Origin of the sequence: Halomonas almeriensis, from assembly GCF_030409235.1 — a bacterium.
Taxonomy (GTDB): Bacteria; Pseudomonadota; Gammaproteobacteria; order Pseudomonadales; family Halomonadaceae; genus Halomonas; species Halomonas almeriensis.
Map to the genome: position 1 here is coordinate 1 of NZ_JAUFPO010000017.1, position 17,246 is coordinate 17,246.

Here is a 17,246-nt window from a genome sequence, read left to right on the forward strand (position 1 = left end):
GCTGCCGGCGAGCGGAGTTTTGAAGGCTCCGACAATTTGGAAACACGCGCCCTTAGCTCAGCTGGATAGAGCGTCGCCCTCCGGAGGCGAAGGTCGAAGGTTCGAATCCTTCAGGGCGCGCCAGACAAATCAAGGGCTTGCGAGCAATCGCAGGCCCTTTTCTATTGCTGCCCCGCCATTTGTACCTCAAGGCCAGTCTGCAACGCGTGATGCCATGTGCCCGCGAGATACAAGCCTGGCAGGGGCTGCCATATCCCGCGAGTCGTCGAAGAACTGACGCCGGCCCCGAGGGCATGGTTACTGGTTAGGACGGCTCCCCCGCCCCATGCCCCTGGGCGATATCCTGCCGGCTGAGCACGACCACATCTCGCGGCCACCACTCCGGGTGCTCATCGCGCACGAAGGTCAGCAGTTTTTCCCTGACGTTGGCCTCGGCCATCCAGCTGGAAATCGGGTTGGCGGCCATCAGGTAGCAGGAGATGACCTGCGAGTGCGCGTTCTGCGCCGTGACGCAGCAGAACAGCTTGTGGTGCTCGATGACATCCTCTTCCGCCTTGGCGAATTCGACGAACTTCTCGCGAATCTGCTCGATATCCGCGCTCAGGTGCAGCGTCAGCTCCACACAACGGTATTCCTTTGCCTCCTTGGCGGACATGTTCTCGAACGGCTTGGAGGCAAAGTACATGACCGGCACGACCAGGCGACGCTCGTTCCAGATCCTCAGGCGTATGAAGGTGAAGAATATGCCCTCGACATGACACCACTGACCCTCGAAATACACCAGGTCACCCACCCGCACGGGCTTGGCCAGAGAAAGCTGAAAGGACGAGAGGATACTGCCGAGCACGGCCTGGCCGGCAATACCCACCAGCACGGCCAGCACACTCGCCGAGGCTAGGATCGAGAGTCCCAGTGACTCGAAAAGCTGGACCTGGCCGAGCACATAGATGGTCACCACGGTGACGGAGACCAGGATGACCACCCGGCGAATGGCATAGAGCGTGGTGAGCAGCTTGCGGTCGTCCTGGGATTTGGTGTCATCGATATCGCCGACGATGCGTCGTGTCATCTTGAGCATGATGGTATCGACCAGACGCAGTGCCATCGCCCCGGCACCCCAGGCGAGTACGGCAAAAAGCAGGACTCTCAGGGTCGTGGTCGCTGCCGCCGAGAAGGACACCACATAATTGAGTACCCCCTGAGTGACCAGCGACATCACGATCAGCGCCATGGGCACCCGGATGCGTTCGACAAAGATGCTGCGTGAGCCGGTGGGAATCAGCGGCTTGATGATGCCCAGCAGGCTGTGAACGCTTTTGCCGATCATGGCAACCGCGAGCAGAACCAGGGGCAGGGCGATCCACTCCCAGATTTTCAGTACGCCCAGCGAGTCCTTCATGCTGGCGGGGATGTACTTCTCAAACTCGCGTGGGCCGTAGATTTCGTAGAGCGCCGGAATACCCGCCACGCTTTCCGGGGTGACCAGCCATACCGGGCTTGCATCACCGGATTTGTAGCGGCCCAGACGGATGTCGTACATGTGGTCCGGGGTATCCAGGGATGCCAGCTCGATGGTGCGTCCCGCAGGCCGGGCTTGCGCGCCCTGGCCCGTGCTGCCGCTGACACTGCCATCCTGGCGGCTGGGCAGTTCGGAAATCTGCAACCACTTGCCGCGCTGCAGAATCGTCGCCAGGTGTTCGGCGAGCTGGGCACCGCGTTTGCGCTGTTGCGGCGGGGAAAGGTCGTTGAGGTTCAAGACATGCGCCGCGGCCTCGAACTCGCCCTGTTCGGTGAGGTTGCGAAAGGTGCGCATGGCCTCACGTGGCGTGCGCCGGTCGACCAGCTCCGGCGCCTGACCGAGACCGCTATTGAGGGCGTCGACGCTATACCAGCCCTGTTCACTGGCGCCGTCATGGGCCATGGCGATGCTGGTACTGGCCAGCACGAGCACGACCAGTATCAACCACTTCTGCCATCGAACCATGTGCTTCATCTCTGTTTCACCGGGCTGTTCCGAGAATTCGTCCGCTAGTGACACGAATCATCCCAGCCGCCCGGTGGCGCGTCCAGCGACTCGCGAGGGTTTGTCCCCCCAGTATCGATTCGGATATGTTTCACGTGAAGCAATGCAGGCCTGAGCCACTGACATCATCAAGGCGATGGATATCATCTTCCCCCAGGTAGTCACCACTCTGCACCTCGATGACCACCAAGGGCATGAGACCCGGGTTTTCCAGGCGATGGCGGAAACCGACAGGAATATAGGTAGACTCATTGGTCCGCAGGAGGAAGTCACTGTCCTCATTGGTGACTCTTGCCGTGCCGCTGACGACTACCCAGTGCTCACTGCGATGATGATGCATCTGCAACGATAGAGAGGCCCCGGGCTTGACTTCGATGCGCTTGATCTTGAAGCGATGTCCTTCCTCGAGGACCGTGTAAGTGCCCCAGGGTCGGTGTACCTTGCCTTGGTGCCACTGGTGTTGGCTGTCATGGGACGCCAGGCGCTCGGCAAGTTGCTTGACGTCCTGGCTGCGATCCCGGTGAGCCACGAGGAGGGCCCCAGGCGTATCCACGATCACCAGGTCTTGTACGCCGAGTGTCGCGGTCAGCGCATGGTGGCTATGGATGTAACAGTCCTTCGTGTCTTCCATTTCCACGTCACCCTGGACACGGTTGCCTCGCGCATCGGCAGGCGTGAGTTCCGCCATGGCCTGCCAGGAGCCGATATCGCTCCAGCCTATATCACAGGGCACGACCGCTAGCTTCGACGAGTGCTCCATGAGAGCGCAATCGATGGAGTCGCCGGCCAGGGCGGCAAAAAGCTCGGGATCGAGTTGCGCCACGCTGTGTTTTCCCCCCTCACTGTAGCGGGCAGCATCCAGGGCCGCCTGAGTATGCTCCAGCAGGGCAGGGGCATGCTGTGCCAGCTCTGCCAGTAGCGTTGCGGCGGTAAAGCAGAACATACCCGAGTTCCAGAAGTATCGGCCACTGGCCAGGTAGTGTTCGGCCGTGATCGGGTCCGGCTTTTCGGTGAAACCCAGTGCCGGCTGGATGGGCGATCCTGCCTGGTGGACGGCTTCACGGATCTCGATATATCCGAAGCCGGTCTCGGCGCGAGTCGGTTTGATACCGAAGGTCACCAACTGATCATCGGCCGCCGCCACGGCAGCATGCTTCACCGCCTCGGCAAAGGCAGGTTCATCGTTGACCTGGTGATCCGCAGGCAGCACCAGCAGCATGGCGTCTTCGCCATAGCGTTGCTTGAGCTCCAGCGCGGCGGCGCAGATGGCAGGGGCAGTGTTGCGTCCGCAGGGCTCCAGCAGGTAGTGCAGCGGTTGCTGAGGCGCCAGGGCCTGGTATTCATCCTCGGTACGAAAAAACAGTTCGCGATGCGTGACCGTCGTGACACTCTCCATGCCATCCTCACCACAGATGACTTGGCCACGTCGATAGGTCTGTTGCAGCAGGGAGGTGGCGCCATCCAGCCGCATGAAGGGCTTGGGGTGCGCTTTTTGTGAGATTGGCCAAAGTCGGGACCCGGAACCGCCCGCGATGATGACGACATGCATGTGGTGGCCTCCGCTAAGGATGGAAAGCCCAGGATGGCCTGGGTGGTGCGCTTCCCGACAGCTTACCGATGAATGTCGTTGAGCTGCAGTAAGAATTCGAGGATCCGCCTGCGTCGTGCGCCTTCATTGGCGAGGCTCTCGCCCGCCAGCATGCCGACCCCGAGCACCAGGCCGCGACGCTTGTGCCGAGCACTGCAAAAGAGGTTAATCAGAGCCGCTTTCGCCTGAACACTGTCATGGCGGCCTGCTGCGTCAATCGGGAGGTTGGCGAATGGCCTCGAACTCGAGGCGGATGTCGACCTCATCGCCGACCAGGCCGTTGTCGACGGCGTAGTCCATGCCCCACTGGCTGCGCTCGAGGGTGGTGGTCGCCGAGATGCCCAGGGTGTGCTTTTCATGGCCGAAGGGGTAGGGCGCGGCCTTGTTGAGGGTCACGTCGAGGCTGACCGGTCGGGTCTGGCCGAGCAGCGTCAATTGCCCGTTCAGCGTGCCCTGCTGGTTCTCGATATCCGTCAGGCTCTCGGCGACAAACGCGATGGTGGGAAACGCCTCGGTGTCGAGGAAGTCGTCATCACGGACATGGGCATCGCGGGCTTCATGGTTGGTGAAGACACTGGCGGCGTCGATGGTGGCCGAGCCGGAAATGAGCTCCTGGCTTGATTCGTCGTACACGAATTCGCCGCTGGCTTCGAGAAACTGGCCCAGCACATCGGCATAGCCAACGTGGGCCACGCTGAAGCTCACCGCGAAATGGTCGGGGTCGATCCGGTAGGTCCGGGGCTCGGCGGCGCCGCTGGTGGGTATGGCCAGCAGCACGGCCATCACGCAGATGGTTGGGATGCGGCAATCGCGGCGCAGACTGGGTAGTGGCGTGACGAGGTGCATGGGATCTCCTGGGGCGCGCAGGGCGCCGGTTGGGGCGGGGGCTCTGTGGCTCAGGTGCCTCGCGCCTGGTGGTAAAGCCAGAGGATATCGCGCAGGAAGGAGCCGCTCAGCAGGATGAGTGCGATAGCCAGCATGGGAGTGGCGAGCGCGGGTGGTGTGAAGGGCGTGCAGGCGATGATCAAGGCGCCCACCTGAATGACGCAGATGGTCTTGCGGCGCAGGCTTTCCGGCAAGGGAGCCCGGAGCCAGGCCCAGCGAGCGCCGGCGGCGACGAAGGCATAGCGCATGCCGCCGAGCGCCAGTACCCAGGGGCCGGCCTTGTCATGGGTGATCAGGGCCACGCACAGCAGCAGCATCAGGAAGGCATCGAGCTCCATGTCGAAGCGTGCCCCGAAGCGTGTCAGGCTGCGCGTGCGGCGTGCGACCCAGCCATCCACTCCATCGAGCAGCAGTGCCAGCAGCGCGAGCAGGCTCAGGGGCCAGAGCGTTCCCTCCCAGCCGGCCTGGCGAAACAGGGGCGTCAGGGCGATGCCGGCCAAGGCGGTGATCATGGCGGCGCGCAACAGGGTCACGCGATTGGCCCAGCCAAAGTTGGGCAGTTCACCACGCCATGCGCTCAGTATCAGGACGCTGAGCGCCAGTTGTGCCAGCACCGCCGCGCCCAGCACCTGCGGGGCCTGATGGTGAGGCCACAGCGCCAGACTGATGGCGGTTGCCAGCGCCATGCCCAGGGCCAGGTCCGGCCATATCCGCCGGGTTGTTAGCTGCTCGGTTTGAGGCATGTCGCCGGATCGCTCCTTTCACCAATCTTGTACGTCGAGCGCAAGCTGTCGAGGCAGGCTCGAGTATGCTGCCATGGTCGAGGTCCGGTCCCGCGGCCGTGACATCCTGGCCTGACCCTGAATATAGTGATGAGTGTGGTCATGAAACATCTGATGCGCCAGGGCTGTCTGATGACTTTGTACATGATCTGTATAGTTTCAAGGCGGTCATTCCGGTAAAGGCCGCGCATCGATACGTCAGACAGGGAGTACGGGCAAATGTTGCAGGCGAGGGCGTTCTGGCGGGTTCCCGGCCCGCGCGGCGAGCTGCGTCAGCAGGCGCTGGCCGCGCCGCAGGCTGACGAAGTACTGGTCGAGACCCGCTTCAGCGCGGTCAGCCGTGGCACCGAGTCCCAGGTGTTTCATGGCCGGATACCCTCATCCGAGTTTCAACGCATGCGCGCTCCCTTTCAGCAGGGCGAGTTCAACGCGGAACTCAAGTACGGCTACGCCAATGTCGGTCGTGTCCAGCAGGGTCCGCCGGACCTTCAAGGGCGTGATGTGTTCTGTCTCTTCCCTCACCAGGATCGTTATGTGGTGCCGGCTTCCGCCGTGGTGCCGCTGCCCGATGGTCTGCCGGCGCGGCGGGGGGTGCTGGGCGCCAACATGGAGACCGCGGTCAATGCCCTCTGGGATGCGGCGCCGATGGTCGGCGATCGTATCGCCATCATCGGGGCCGGTGTGGTGGGCTCTCTGGTCGCCGCACTGGCGGCCGGGATTCCCGGCGCCGAGGTCAGCCTGATCGACACCAATCCGCAGCGTGCGGCGCTGGCCAGGGCTCTCGGCGTGACCTTCTGCGAGCCCGCGGCAGCACCCACCGAATGTGATCTGGTGTTTCATGTCAGCGGCAGTGCTGAAGGGCTCCAGCAGGCCCTGGCGCTGGCCGGCAACGAAGCCCGGGTCGTCGAGCTGAGCTGGTATGGCACCCAGGAGGTCAGCGTGCCGTTGGGGCAGGCGTTCCATTCACGCCGCTTGGCATTGCAGGCCTCCCAGGTCGGTCATCTGCGGGGAGATCGTGCCGTACGCTGGGGTGGCGGGCGGCGCATGGCGCTGGCCTTGCGGCTGCTGTGCGATCCCCGTTACGAGGCGCTGCTGGAGCCTGACTGCCCCTTCGAAGACCTGCCTAGCAGGATGCCTGATATCACCTCGCCTGGTGGCGATACGCTCTGCCAGGTCGTTCGCTATGGCCCCGGGGCCGAGGGTGAAGTGCCCCATCAAAGGAGTAACCGATGTTCAGCCTGACGGTTCGCGATCACATGATGATCGCCCACAGTTTCAACAGTGAGGTATTCGGGCCGGCGCAGAAGCTGCACGGCGCCACCTATGTCGTGGATGTCAGTTTCTACCGGCCGACGCTTGATGAGCATGACCTGGTAGTGGATATCGGCCTGGCCAGCGAGACCCTCGGCGAGGTGCTGAAGGGGCTCACCCTGACCAACCTGGATGATCACGACGCCTTCGCGGGGCGCAATACCACCACCGAGTTCATGTCTCAGGCGGTCTTTCAGCGCATGGCGGCAGCCATCCACGACGGGCGCCTGGGTGAAGGGGCCCGGGCATTGAGTGCCATGAAGGTGACGCTTCACGAGTCGCACATCGCCTGGGCGAGCTATGAAGCGCCGCTCGAGGTGCCGGCGTGATGATCTCGCGTCTGGCCTTCATGGTGCCGGGCTCGTTGCGTCAGGCCACGGGGGGCTATCGGTATGATGCACGCTTGGTCGATGGGCTGCGTGAGCGTGGCTGGCAGGTCGGTGTGCATGAGCTGGCGGGGCAATTTCCCGAGGGTGATGACCTGGCCCGCCAGTCCCTTGATGAAGCCCTGGCCGCCTTGCCCGACGGCCATGCGGTGGTCATCGATGGTCTGGCACTGGGCAATCTGGGGGAGGTGGCTGCTCCGCATGCCGAGCGCCTGGACATCACGGGCCTGGTCCACCATCCGCTGGGTGATGAGGCCGGCCTGGCTTCGTCGCTCAGCGAGCAGCTGCTGAGTCGCGAGGCGCAGATCCTCAACCGCCTGCAGCGGATCGTCGTGACCAGTCCGTTCACGGCACGACGCCTGGCCGAGCTGGGGGTTGATGCCACGCCGATCACCATTGTCGAGCCCGGTGTCGAGGCGGCGCCGCCGGCCGAGTCGGCCTGGCCGGCCGCGGCCTCACAGGCGCCGCGCCTGTTGTGTGTGGCCACCCTGACGCCGCGCAAGGGCCACCTGATGCTGCTCGAGGCGCTGGCCGCCTTGCGTCACCGCGACTGGCATCTGGAATGCATCGGGGATGACCGGCGGGATGTATCGCATGGGCACGCGATTCGCGAGCGGATAGCGGCGCTGGGTCTCGAGGAGCGGGTGACGCTTTCCGGCAGCCTTGATGAGCATGCGCTGGCCGAGGCCTACCAGCAAAGCGACCTGGTGCTGGTGCCGTCCTGGTATGAAGGCTACGGCATGGTGGTGACAGAAGCGCTGGCGCATGGCTTGCCGCTGGTCGCCACCCTCGGGGGTGCCCTGCGCGATACCGTGCCGGCCGCGGCGAGCTGGCGGGTCGAGCCCGGGGACAGTGGCGCCTTCGCCGCGGCCCTTGACCAGTGGTGGTGCGACGAGGCGCGTGAGCCCCGGCGCCGTGCCGCGATTGAGGCGCGGGCGTCGCTGGTGAGCTGGGACACGGTGGTCACGCGGTTTGCCGGTGCCTTGAGCCTGGCATCCACCATGCCGGGAGCCGGTAATGAGTGACGGCAGTTACTTCGCTGCTGACTGGCTGGCGCTGCGTGAGCCGGTCGATGCGCGTTCGCGAGTTGACCACCTGAATCAGGCCCTCTGCGCCTGGCTGGCAGACCGCCGGCGCCCCGTCACAGTGCTCGACCTGGGCGCCGGCAGCGGCAGCAACCTGCGATACCTGGCGCCGCGCCTGTCGCTGCCCCAGCAGTGGACTCTCCTGGATCATGACGCCGACTTGCTGGAGCGCGCCCGGGATGCGCTGCCGCCCACCGGCGAACCCCTGGAGGTGATGACGCGCCTGGACGATATGGGGCGCTGGAGCCAGGCGCCGCAGGTGCTGGACGCCTGGCTGGACGGCGTGGACCTGGTCACTGCCTCGGCATTGCTCGACCTGGTGTCGCAGTCCTGGGTCGAGACGCTGGCTGCCGCCGTCGCCACACGGCAGGCCGCCGTGCTGATCGCCCTGAGTGTGGACGGTGACTGGTGGCTGGAGACGACAGCCGCGCAGCCGGAGGAGGCCGCACGACGGCGCCGCGAAGACCAGTGGATGCGCCGCCACTATCGCGCCCATCAGGCCTCCGACAAGGGAGCCGGCACCGCCCTGGGCGGCCAGGCACCCGAGGCCATGGCGACGGCGCTGCGGGCCAATGGTTATCGGGTAGAGGTGGCCGAGAGCCCCTGGCGGCTGGAAGCACCACGCGACCTGGCGCTGGGCGAGGCCCTGCTCGAGGGCTGGCGGGATGCCGTGAGCGAGCAAGAGCCGCACGCCATGGAAACGGTGCGGCACTGGCATGCGGCACGGCGGGCCAGCTGGCAACGGGGCGAGCTGGTGATTCGGGTCGGGCATCGTGACCTGCTGGCGCTGCCGGCGACGTGGGGAGCCGCTCATGGCTAGGCGTCGCGGGCTCTGGCTGTTGGGGCGCTGGGGGCTGGCTCTGTCGGCGGTCGCCCTAGTCTGCTGGCTGGTTGATGGCAGCCGGGTCAGCGAGCGCTTCGCGACGCTCGAGACGGGCTGGATTGTCGCCGGCCTGTTGATCTCGCTGCCGCAGGTGGCCATGTCGGCCTGGCGCTGGTGGTTCACCCTGCGCTGCCTGGACCTGCCGATGAGCCCCTGGCGCGCCTGGCAGGAATATTATCTGGCCACCTTTCTCAACCAAGTGCTGCCGGGTGGCGTGGCGGGCGATGTGGCACGCGCTTGGCGACATGCCCGGCGCACGGGCGAGGCCTGGGGAGATCGGCGCCGCCAGCAGGCGCTTCGAGCAGTCATCATTGAACGTGTCTCGGGTCAGCTGGCGCTGGCGGTGATCGTGCTCTCCAGCCTGGCGGTGCTGCCGATCTGGCAGTCGCTGCGTGGTCAGCTGGGGCAACTGCTGAGCGACCATCTGATCAGCTTGGTGGTGCTGTTAATGGTGCTGTTGATGGTGCTGACGGGGCTAGCGGGGCTGGCCATGGGTGGGGCACGCCGTTGGCGGGGCCAGGTGCGCCCCGCCGTGCTGGCAGGTGCCTGGCAGGATGTGCGGCAGAGCCTGCTGAGGCCGCGACGGCTGGCGCTGCATCTGCTGGTCTCGCTGGCCACGGTGCTCAGTTATGCCCTGGTCATGCTGTGTGCCGCCCGGGCCATCGGTATCGAGACGGACTCGCTCACGCTGCTGGCCCTGGCGCCGCTGCTGTTGCTGGCCATGGTCATGCCGCTGAGTCTGGCGGGCTGGGGCTGGCGCGAGGGGGCCGCGGCCCTGGTATGGCCGCTGGTGGGACTCTCGGCCGCCGATGGGGTGGCGGTGTCACTGGCCTATGGTCTTTTGGTGCTGCTCTCCAGCCTGCCCGGCGTGCTGGTGCTGCTGGCCGCCTTGCTGGCGCCTCGTGGCGGGCGTTCCGGCACGTCGAAGGCGCGGCTGTCAGACGGCTCTCAGGTCAAGGTCGAAGAGACTGTCGTCGCCCAGCGAGAAACGCCGACAGGGCGGGCGCCGCGCGCTCTCAAGCGTCTCGATGGCGGGCAGTTCGAGGCCGGGCTTGCCGGAACCGATCAGCAATGGCGCCACCAGCAGATGCAGTCGATCCAGGGCATCGGCGTCGAGAAAGCGCGACAGGGTGGTGCTGCCGCCCTCGATGAGAATGCGGCGATAGCCTGCCGCGCGCAAATGCGTGATGACGGCTTCAGGAAAGGCGTGGTCATTCGTCCGGGGCAGTACCGCACGACGTTCGCAGCGCCCGCCGGTCAGGGGCGCAGGTTTCGAAATGTGGGTGCCGACCAGTTGCCAGGTGGGCGCCTGCCCATCGGTGAACAGGCAGTAATGGTCGCCGAGCCGCCCGGCGGGGTCGAGGACCACCCTCAGCGGCTGGGGGCCTTCGACGTGGCGCACCGTCAGCGCGGGGTCGTCCGCCGCCACGGTACCGGCGCCGACGACCACGGCGTCGACCAGGGCACGCAAGCGATGCAGGTGCCCGCGTGCCTCGAGGCCGTTGATGTAGTGCGAGTGTCCGCTGGGTGTGGCAATGCGGCCATCCAGGCTCTGCCCCAGTTGGCCGATGACACAGCCTGTGGGCGGGCAGAGAAGCGGCAGCAGGGCATCCAGCGTTTCGGCATCGGCGCCGGCCAGGCCGGGTTCGGCATGCCAGCGACCATCGGCGTGGAGGGTCAGTTGCCCCGGGGCGAGCGCCACCCTCAGTGGCCCGCTCGACCAGTCATGGTCACGCGCCCGAAGCAGTGCCTGCCAGCAGGCTCCAGCGTAAGAATCGGACATTGATGACATGGCAGGCTCCATCACAACAGGCCGCCACATCATGCGGCCAATGCGCGCCCGGTACAACCGGGCCACGCACCTGACAGCAGGCAGCACAGGGCAGGTACCACCGACACGAGGAAAGCGTCATGTATCAACTTGAACGAGCCATCTTTGACTTGCGTCGCGGCGTACCGGTTCTGATCACCGGTGCCGATGGCGACCGACTGGTGCGACCGCTGGAAGGGCATCACGAGGGGGAGTTGGCGACACTTTTCGAGCGCGGCGCTCAGCCTCGGCTGGTGGTGACCCAGCATCGCCTGGCGGCTGCCGGTTATCAGGCCCCCAGCGATATCGTCACGCTGTTGTTGAGCGCACAGGCGCTGCCCGAGACGCTGGCCGAAGGCGAGGTGCCGCCCCATGAGGCCATGCTGCCGGCCACCTCGGCCGAGCGCGTGGCCCTGGGCATGCTGCGCCGGGGGCAATTGATGCCGGCGGCGCTGATGGTGACGCCCGCGGCCGAGGATGAGGTGCAGCCTATGGTGGCGGCGGGCACCCTTCTGGCGCTCGACGCCGGCGAGGCGGAGTTGGCGTTGGCCAACCTGGGACGTGCCGTGACCCGCATCAGCGAGGCCCGGGTGCCGCTGGCCGATGCGGAGGTGACCCGCTTCATTCTCTTCCGCGAGGCGGATGGCATGCGCGAGCATCTGGCGGTGATCATCGGCGATCCGCACGCCTGGCCGGCAGCGGTGCCCATTCGGCTGCATTCGGCCTGTCTGACCGGCGATCTATTCGCCAGCCTGCTCTGCGACTGCGGCGAGCAACTGCGCAATGCCGTGCGCGATATCCATGCCCTGGGCGGCGGCGTCCTGCTTTACCTTGATCAGGAAGGGCGCGACATCGGCATGGCCAACAAGCTGCGTGCCATCGGCCTGCAGGAAGCCGGGCTGGACACGCTCGATGCGGATGCCTGTCTGGGCTTCGGTCATGATGAACGCTGCTATGCCCCGGCCGTGGCCATGCTGGAGAATCTTGATATTCAGCGTGTGCAACTGCTCACCAACAATCCGCGCAAGCTGGCGGCATTGACCGAGGCGGGTATCGAGGTAGCCAAGCGGCAGGCCGTCTACGGTCGGGTGACCGAGCAGAACCGCGCCTATTTGACCACCAAGGCCGGGCGGTCCGGTCACTGGCTGGAATCCATCCTCGATCAGGATGACTCGGCTTGAAAGTGACGGATATCCAGTCGAGCTGCGTCTTCCAGGGTTTTCGCCAGCGCCCCGGCATAATGGTTGATGAGCCGCTCGCCCAAAGCGGCGCTGCCGAGTCCGGCATCCCCCACGACGCCGTCCGGGTGAAGGTCCTGGGCCAGCCAGGCGAAGGAGGCAATGCCTTCCGGGCCCAAGCGGGTCTGCTCGCTGGCCAGCCGCTCGCCCACCGAAGGCGGGTGCCCCATCGCCCGGGTGTTGACCCGTTGCGGATGCAGGTGTCGCATCATGGCGGTTTCCAGGGCGCCACCATGCAGCCCGTGCGCCAGCTCCTGCGGCGGCAGCCAGCCCTCGGGCAGGGCAATCTTCATGTAGGGCGCCTTGACCACCAGCATGCCGTGGCGGCGCCTCAGGGTCAGCCCTGCCTGCTGCATGATGGCCTGATTGCCACCGTGGCTGTTGAGCAGCATCAGTCGCCGAATACCGCTGGCCGCCAGGCCGTCGCCGATGGCCTCGATGGTGGCCTGAGCCACGGGGGCAGGCAGCGAGAGGGTGCCGGGAAAGCCAAGGTGCTCCTCGCTGGCGCCCACCTGCAGGCTGGGCATGACGAAGACCGACTGTTCGGGCGAGGTTCGCTCCAGCATGGCGGCAAGCAGCCCTTCTCCGATGTCGCGATCCGTCGACAAGGGCAGGTGGGCGCCATGTTGTTCGATGGCCCCCAGGACCATGATGGCGACGCTGCTATCGTCGATCAGTGCCGGGATATCCGGCGCATGCAGCGTCTCCCAGTGATGAATGGCCATGTCGCTGACAGTCCTCCTGACGGTGGGCGATGCTCTAGGCACTGTCTGAAAAGTCGACGAGCGAAGGTTAGGCAAGGCGAAAATCTACGAAAACGCGGAGTTTACAAGGAGTAAATGAGCATTTTGAGAAGATTTTCAACGCCGTATAACCGAGCGCAGACAGTTTTCGGACAATGCCTAGACTCTACGTTGTGCCGGCCGGTCTTGCGAGGTCCGGGCCACATGAGGTGGTGTCTGGCATTGCTGGCCCTGTGGGTCCTGGCGCGGCTCGGTGGTCTCTTGATGGCGGCGCTGACCGCCGCGGGCAGCACAGGCGGCTGGGGCGCCGGCTGGCTGTGGTGGCTGCCGCTTGACGCCTGTCTGCTGGCTCTGCTGTTGCTCTGGCTGCCGCCGTGGCGCTGGTTACTCGGGTTCATCGCGCTGAGCCTGACGGGGTCGGTGATGCTCAACCTCGCCTCGGGGGTGACGCTGGCAGTCTTCGGCCGAGAGCTGAATGTCTGGCTGGATGTCGCCTTGTTATCCGCCGGTTATCAGTTGCTGTCCTCCAACCTCGGGCAGCCGGCGGCGCTCCTGGTAACGGGTTTGCTGCTGGGTGGGCTGGCCATTCTGGCCTGGGGGATGTGGCGTTTGCTGCTCTCGGTCTGTCGGCAGTCAGCCGGATACTCCAGGGCCTGGCGCATCGCCGGGTCCGCCGGTGTGGCTGGGCTGATCCTCATGATCTGGGGGCTGGACCAGTGGTTTGATGAGCCGCGGCTGGGCCTCGATGCCCCGCTGGCCTCGGCGGTAAGCGAGCAGGCCGAGCAACTGCCCATCACCCTGGCGGCGCGCCAACGCTTCGGGGACCGTCAGCGACGCCAGCAGCCAGACGTGGCTCCGCTGACAGAACTGGCCGGCCGGGATGTCGTGCTGATCTTCATCGAATCCTATGGCATGTCACTACTTGAGCGCGGGGCGGCCGGGATGCCGACCTTGCTGGCGCGAACCAGCGAGTCGCTGGCCGCAGATGGCATCGCCACCGCCTCCGGGCGTCTTCGCTCGCCGGTGCGTGGTGGACAGTCCTGGCTGGCGCATGCCAGTGTGCTGGCGGGGCTGACCATCGACAACGGCCTGGATTATCGGCTCTTGCTGGAAGGCCAACCGCTCACTCTGGTACAGGACTTTGCGGCCACCGGCCACCACACCATGACCCTGATGCCGGCGATTACCCAGCCATGGCCCGAAGGGCGAGCTTATGAGTTCGATACCCTGGTGAATGCCGCAGCCATGGATTATGCCGGGCCCGCCCTCAACTGGGTGACCATGCCGGACCAGTTCACGCTGAAGTCGCTGGCTACGCGCTGGCTGAGCGAGCCCTCTGGGCCGGTTTTCGCGCAGGTGGCGCTGGTCAGCAGCCATGCCCCCTGGACGCCCATTCTGCCGGTGCGTGACTGGGCGAGTATCGGCGATGGTAGTGGTTTCCAGCCGTGGGCCGATGCCGGTCCGCCGCCAGAGCAACTTTGGCGTGACATGGCGGAGGTTCAACGCCACTATGCGGACTCCGTGCGCTACTCGCTGACGGTCACGCTGGAGTGGGTGGCGCGCTATCTGCCAGACGACGCTCTCGTCATGGTGATGGGGGATCATCCCGCGGCACCGGTGGTGACCGGCGCCGAGGCCAGTCCTGATGTGCCGGTCCATGTGTTCAGTCGTGATGCCCAACTGATCCAGGCGTTTGCGGATTTTGGCCTGCACCGGGGGCTGATGCCGCCTTCGCAGGCGGCTGATGCGCCCATGGCCTGTTGGCGGCACTGGCTGCATGCCATGTTCGGTGCCCAACCTCGCGCATTGTCCCAGCCGTGCGCCCGGGACAATGCCTCGGGAGAACGCTGATCGCCAACACGGCAATGCGCGACGCGCTTCGCGCGATGATGGCCGCCGGCTGATGGGGCTTCCTTAGGGAAGCCCTATCAGCTGGATCAGCACGTTCAATTTACCCTATAGGGCCTTGGCCGATACCCTAGGGCCTGTATTGAGCCGACCACCCATACAGCAAGGAGTCATCCATCAATGCCGATTCTTAACACTGAAGTGAAGCCGTTCAAGGCGACTGCCTACTACAATGGCGAGTTCATTGACGTCACCAATGAAAGCCTGAAGGGCCAGTGGAGCATTTTCTTCTTCTATCCGGCCGACTTCACCTTCGTCTGCCCCACCGAACTGGGCGATCTGGCCGACAACTACGAAGAGTTCAAGAAGCTCGGCGTGGAAATCTACAGCGTCTCCACCGACACTCACTTCACTCACAAGGCCTGGCACGACAGCTCCGAGACCATCGGCAAGCTGCAGTATCCGATGCTGGCTGACCCGACTCACGTTGTCTCGCGCAACTTCGACGTGCTGATCGAGGAAGACGGCGTGGCGGATCGTGGCACCTTCGTGGTCGACCCGGACGGCAAGATCCAGATCGTCGAGCTCAACGCCGGCAACATCGGCCGTAACGCCGAAGAGCTGCTGCGCAAGGTCAAGGCCGCTCAGTACGTGCGTGCTAACCCCAACGAGGTTTGCCCGGCCAAGTGGGAAGAAGGTCAGGAAACTCTCGAGCCGTCTCTGGACCTGGTCGGCAAGATTTGAGGAAGCCTGCTTCCTGTGGGTAACACCTCTGTTGAGGCCATGTTGCCTGAATCGGCGGCCTGATGACGTGGCCGCCGATGCCTGCCTGACAAGCCCGGGTGCTGCCCGGGTTTGCATTACCGAATTGACGACAGGATGCGCTACCCGAGTGGTGGCCACAGGGGAGCTGTGTCCTGATGACCCGCGACGAGGAAATCGCCGTTATGTTGGACGACAATCTGAAATCCCAGCTCAATGCCTATCTGCAGAAGGTCACGCGGCCTTTCGAGATCGTCGCCACCCTCGATGACGGCGACAAGTCCCGGGAAATGCATGGCCTGCTGAAAGACGTGGCCGGCCTGAGCGAGCAGATCAGTCTGCGCCTGGATGGCGACGACGCACGTGCGCCGTCCTTCGCGCTTCATCGTGAGGGCGAGTCCACCGGGATCGTCTTCGCCGGTATTCCCATGGGCCACGAGTTCACCTCGCTGGTGCTGGCCCTGCTGCATGTCGGCGGCCATCCGCCCAAGGCCAGTGAAGAAACCGTCGAGCAGATCAAGGCGCTGCCGGGTGGCCTGCACTTCGAGACCTACTTCTCGCAGTCCTGCCAGAACTGCCCGGACGTGGTCCAGGCCCTGAACCTGATGGCTGTGCTCAACCCCGGCATCAGCCATGTGGCCATCGACGGTGCCATGTTCAAGGACGAGGTGGATGCCCGCGAGGTCATGTCGGTCCCCGGCATCTTCCTCAACGGCGAGCCCTTCGACCAGGGCCGCATGAGTCTCGAGCAGATCCTCGCCAAGGTGGATACCGGCGCCGAGGAGCGCGAAGCCGAGCGCCTCAACGAGATGCCGGCCTTCGATCTGTTGACGGTCGGCGGCGGCCCGGCCGGCGCCTCCGCCGCCATCTATGCCGCGCGCAAGGGCATTCGCACCGGTGTCGCCTCCGAGCGTTTCGGCGGCCAGGTGCTCGACACCATGGGCATCGAGAACCTGATCTCCGTGCCCTACACCGAAGGTCCCAAGCTGGCCGCGGCCCTGGAAGAGCACGTCAAGCAGTACGACGTGGAGATCATGGACCTGCAGCGAGCCACCGAGCTGGTGCCGGCCAGCCAGCCGGGCGGTGAGCACGAGGTGCGCTTCGCCTCGGGTGCCAGCCTGAAGAGCAAGACGCTGGTGCTCTCCACCGGTGCCCGCTGGCGGGAAATGAACGTGCCCGGCGAAGCCGAGTATCGCAACAAGGGCGTGGCCTACTGCCCGCACTGTGACGGTCCCTTGTTCAAGGGCAAGCGTGTCGCCGTGATCGGCGGCGGCAACTCCGGTGTCGAGGCGGCCATCGATCTGGCCGGTGTGGTCAAGGAAGTCATCTTGATCGAGTTCATGGATGAGCTGCGTGCCGACGAGGTGCTGCAGAAGAAGCTGGCCAGCCTGCCCAATGTCGAGATTATCAAGGGCGCACGCACGACCCAGGTCAACGGCGACGGCGCACGGGTTTCCGGCCTGACCTATGAAGAGCGCGCCAGTGGCGAGCTGCGCGATATCGAGCTGGAAGGCGTCTTCGTGCAGATCGGCCTGGTGCCCAACACCGAATGGCTGCAGCACTCGCCCATCGAGCTTTCCTCGCATGGCGAGATCATCACCGATGAGCGCGGCATGACCTCGGTGCCGGGCATCTTCGCCGCCGGCGACGTGACCACGGTGCCCTACAAGCAGATCGTCATCTCGCTGGGCGAAGGTTCGCGGGCGGCGCTTGGGGCTTTTGATTACTTGATTCGCCAGTGAGAGGCTGCATTTCTCACGGTCACCCTCAAACCGTCGGGAAAGGTGGGCTGTTCCGTCGACAAGCCTTCGCGAGGGCGCTGTGAACCCCTCCATGGGCGCTACATCCGCCCTGCGGCGCTCTTGCATCCTGCGCCGCTTGCAGGACCTGGGCTGGCCTTCC

The 17,246-nt window shown here is 65.1% G+C and carries 14 protein-coding genes, 1 tRNA gene and 1 pseudogene; 10 read left to right on the forward strand and 6 right to left on the reverse strand.

Annotated features, from left to right (window positions below):
* Positions 1 to 46 precede the first annotated feature (46 nt).
* Positions 47 to 123: transfer RNA gene (locus QWY74_RS12460), tRNA-Arg, on the forward strand.
* Between the two features lie 181 nt (positions 124 to 304).
* Here QWY74_RS12460 and QWY74_RS12465 read toward each other — a convergent pair.
* The 4 genes from QWY74_RS12465 to QWY74_RS12480 form a co-directional block, all read right to left on the reverse strand.
* The gene (locus QWY74_RS12465) at positions 305 to 1,984 is read right to left on the reverse strand and encodes a mechanosensitive ion channel family protein (protein WP_290314420.1); all 1,680 of its coding nucleotides are present in this window, start codon (positions 1,982 to 1,984) and stop codon (positions 305 to 307) included.
* A 130-nt stretch (positions 1,985 to 2,114) separates the two neighbouring features.
* On the reverse strand, positions 2,115 to 3,572 hold the full coding sequence (locus QWY74_RS12470) for a mannose-1-phosphate guanylyltransferase/mannose-6-phosphate isomerase (RefSeq protein ID WP_290314421.1): 1,458 nt from the start codon (positions 3,570 to 3,572) through the stop codon (positions 2,115 to 2,117).
* Positions 3,573 to 3,824: 252 nt separating this feature from the next.
* On the reverse strand, positions 3,825 to 4,457 hold the full coding sequence (locus QWY74_RS12475; protein ID WP_264827004.1) for a YceI family protein: 633 nt from the start codon (positions 4,455 to 4,457) through the stop codon (positions 3,825 to 3,827).
* 50 nt (positions 4,458 to 4,507) lie between these two features.
* Entirely contained in the window at positions 4,508 to 5,239 is a 732-nt protein-coding gene (locus tag QWY74_RS12480) for a CDP-alcohol phosphatidyltransferase family protein (protein WP_264827002.1), read from the reverse strand.
* Positions 5,240 to 5,497: 258 nt separating this feature from the next.
* Here QWY74_RS12480 and QWY74_RS12485 point away from each other — a divergent pair, with 258 nt between their 5' ends.
* The 5 genes and pseudogenes from QWY74_RS12485 to QWY74_RS12505 all read left to right on the forward strand — a co-directional run.
* Positions 5,498 to 6,520, forward strand: coding sequence for a zinc-dependent alcohol dehydrogenase (locus tag QWY74_RS12485; protein ID WP_290314422.1), 1,023 nt, complete (start codon positions 5,498 to 5,500; stop codon positions 6,518 to 6,520).
* Positions 6,508 to 6,918, forward strand: coding sequence for a 6-pyruvoyl trahydropterin synthase family protein (locus QWY74_RS12490; RefSeq protein WP_290314423.1), 411 nt, complete (start codon positions 6,508 to 6,510; stop codon positions 6,916 to 6,918). The genes QWY74_RS12485 and QWY74_RS12490 overlap by 13 nt, the downstream gene beginning before the upstream one ends.
* Positions 6,918 to 8,000: a glycosyltransferase family 4 protein gene (locus QWY74_RS12495; RefSeq protein ID WP_290314424.1), complete on the forward strand. Its 1,083-nt coding sequence runs from the start codon at positions 6,918 to 6,920 to the stop codon at positions 7,998 to 8,000. The genes QWY74_RS12490 and QWY74_RS12495 overlap by 1 nt, the downstream gene beginning before the upstream one ends.
* On the forward strand, positions 7,993 to 8,880 hold the full coding sequence (locus QWY74_RS12500; RefSeq protein ID WP_290314425.1) for a class I SAM-dependent methyltransferase: 888 nt from the start codon (positions 7,993 to 7,995) through the stop codon (positions 8,878 to 8,880). The genes QWY74_RS12495 and QWY74_RS12500 overlap by 8 nt, the downstream gene beginning before the upstream one ends.
* Positions 8,873 to 9,787: pseudogene (locus QWY74_RS12505) on the forward strand (lysylphosphatidylglycerol synthase transmembrane domain-containing protein); the annotation flags it as partial. The gene QWY74_RS12500 and the pseudogene QWY74_RS12505, both read left to right, overlap by 8 nt.
* A 93-nt stretch (positions 9,788 to 9,880) precedes the next feature.
* On the opposite strand, the gene QWY74_RS12510 reads toward QWY74_RS12505, so the two are convergent.
* The gene (locus QWY74_RS12510) at positions 9,881 to 10,768 is read right to left on the reverse strand and encodes a RibD family protein (RefSeq protein ID WP_353960327.1); all 888 of its coding nucleotides are present in this window, start codon (positions 10,766 to 10,768) and stop codon (positions 9,881 to 9,883) included.
* A gap of 86 nt (positions 10,769 to 10,854) precedes the next feature.
* Between QWY74_RS12510 and ribA the strand changes: the two genes are divergently transcribed.
* Positions 10,855 to 11,934, forward strand: coding sequence for a GTP cyclohydrolase II RibA (gene ribA, locus QWY74_RS12515; protein ID WP_264826995.1), 1,080 nt, complete (start codon positions 10,855 to 10,857; stop codon positions 11,932 to 11,934).
* Here ribA and QWY74_RS12520 read toward each other — a convergent pair.
* Positions 11,916 to 12,716, reverse strand: a complete 801-nt coding sequence (locus QWY74_RS12520) for a creatininase family protein (RefSeq protein ID WP_264826994.1) — start codon at positions 12,714 to 12,716, stop codon at positions 11,916 to 11,918. The genes ribA and QWY74_RS12520 overlap by 19 nt on opposite strands.
* A gap of 222 nt (positions 12,717 to 12,938) precedes the next feature.
* Between QWY74_RS12520 and QWY74_RS12525 the strand changes: the two genes are divergently transcribed.
* The 3 genes from QWY74_RS12525 to ahpF all read left to right on the forward strand — a co-directional run bounded on the left by QWY74_RS12525 (position 12,939) and on the right by ahpF (position 17,086).
* On the forward strand, positions 12,939 to 14,585 hold the full coding sequence (locus tag QWY74_RS12525) for an alkaline phosphatase family protein (protein ID WP_264826993.1): 1,647 nt from the start codon (positions 12,939 to 12,941) through the stop codon (positions 14,583 to 14,585).
* Positions 14,586 to 14,762: 177 nt separating this feature from the next.
* Positions 14,763 to 15,326 (forward strand): alkyl hydroperoxide reductase subunit C, encoded by a 564-nt coding sequence (gene ahpC, locus QWY74_RS12530; protein WP_141321772.1) that lies wholly within the window; start codon positions 14,763 to 14,765, stop codon positions 15,324 to 15,326.
* A gap of 203 nt (positions 15,327 to 15,529) precedes the next feature.
* Positions 15,530 to 17,086 carry an alkyl hydroperoxide reductase subunit F gene (ahpF, locus tag QWY74_RS12535; RefSeq protein WP_264826991.1) on the forward strand — a complete coding sequence of 519 codons (1,557 nt, stop codon included), beginning with the start codon at positions 15,530 to 15,532 and terminating at the stop codon, positions 17,084 to 17,086.
* Positions 17,087 to 17,246 lie beyond the last annotated feature (160 nt).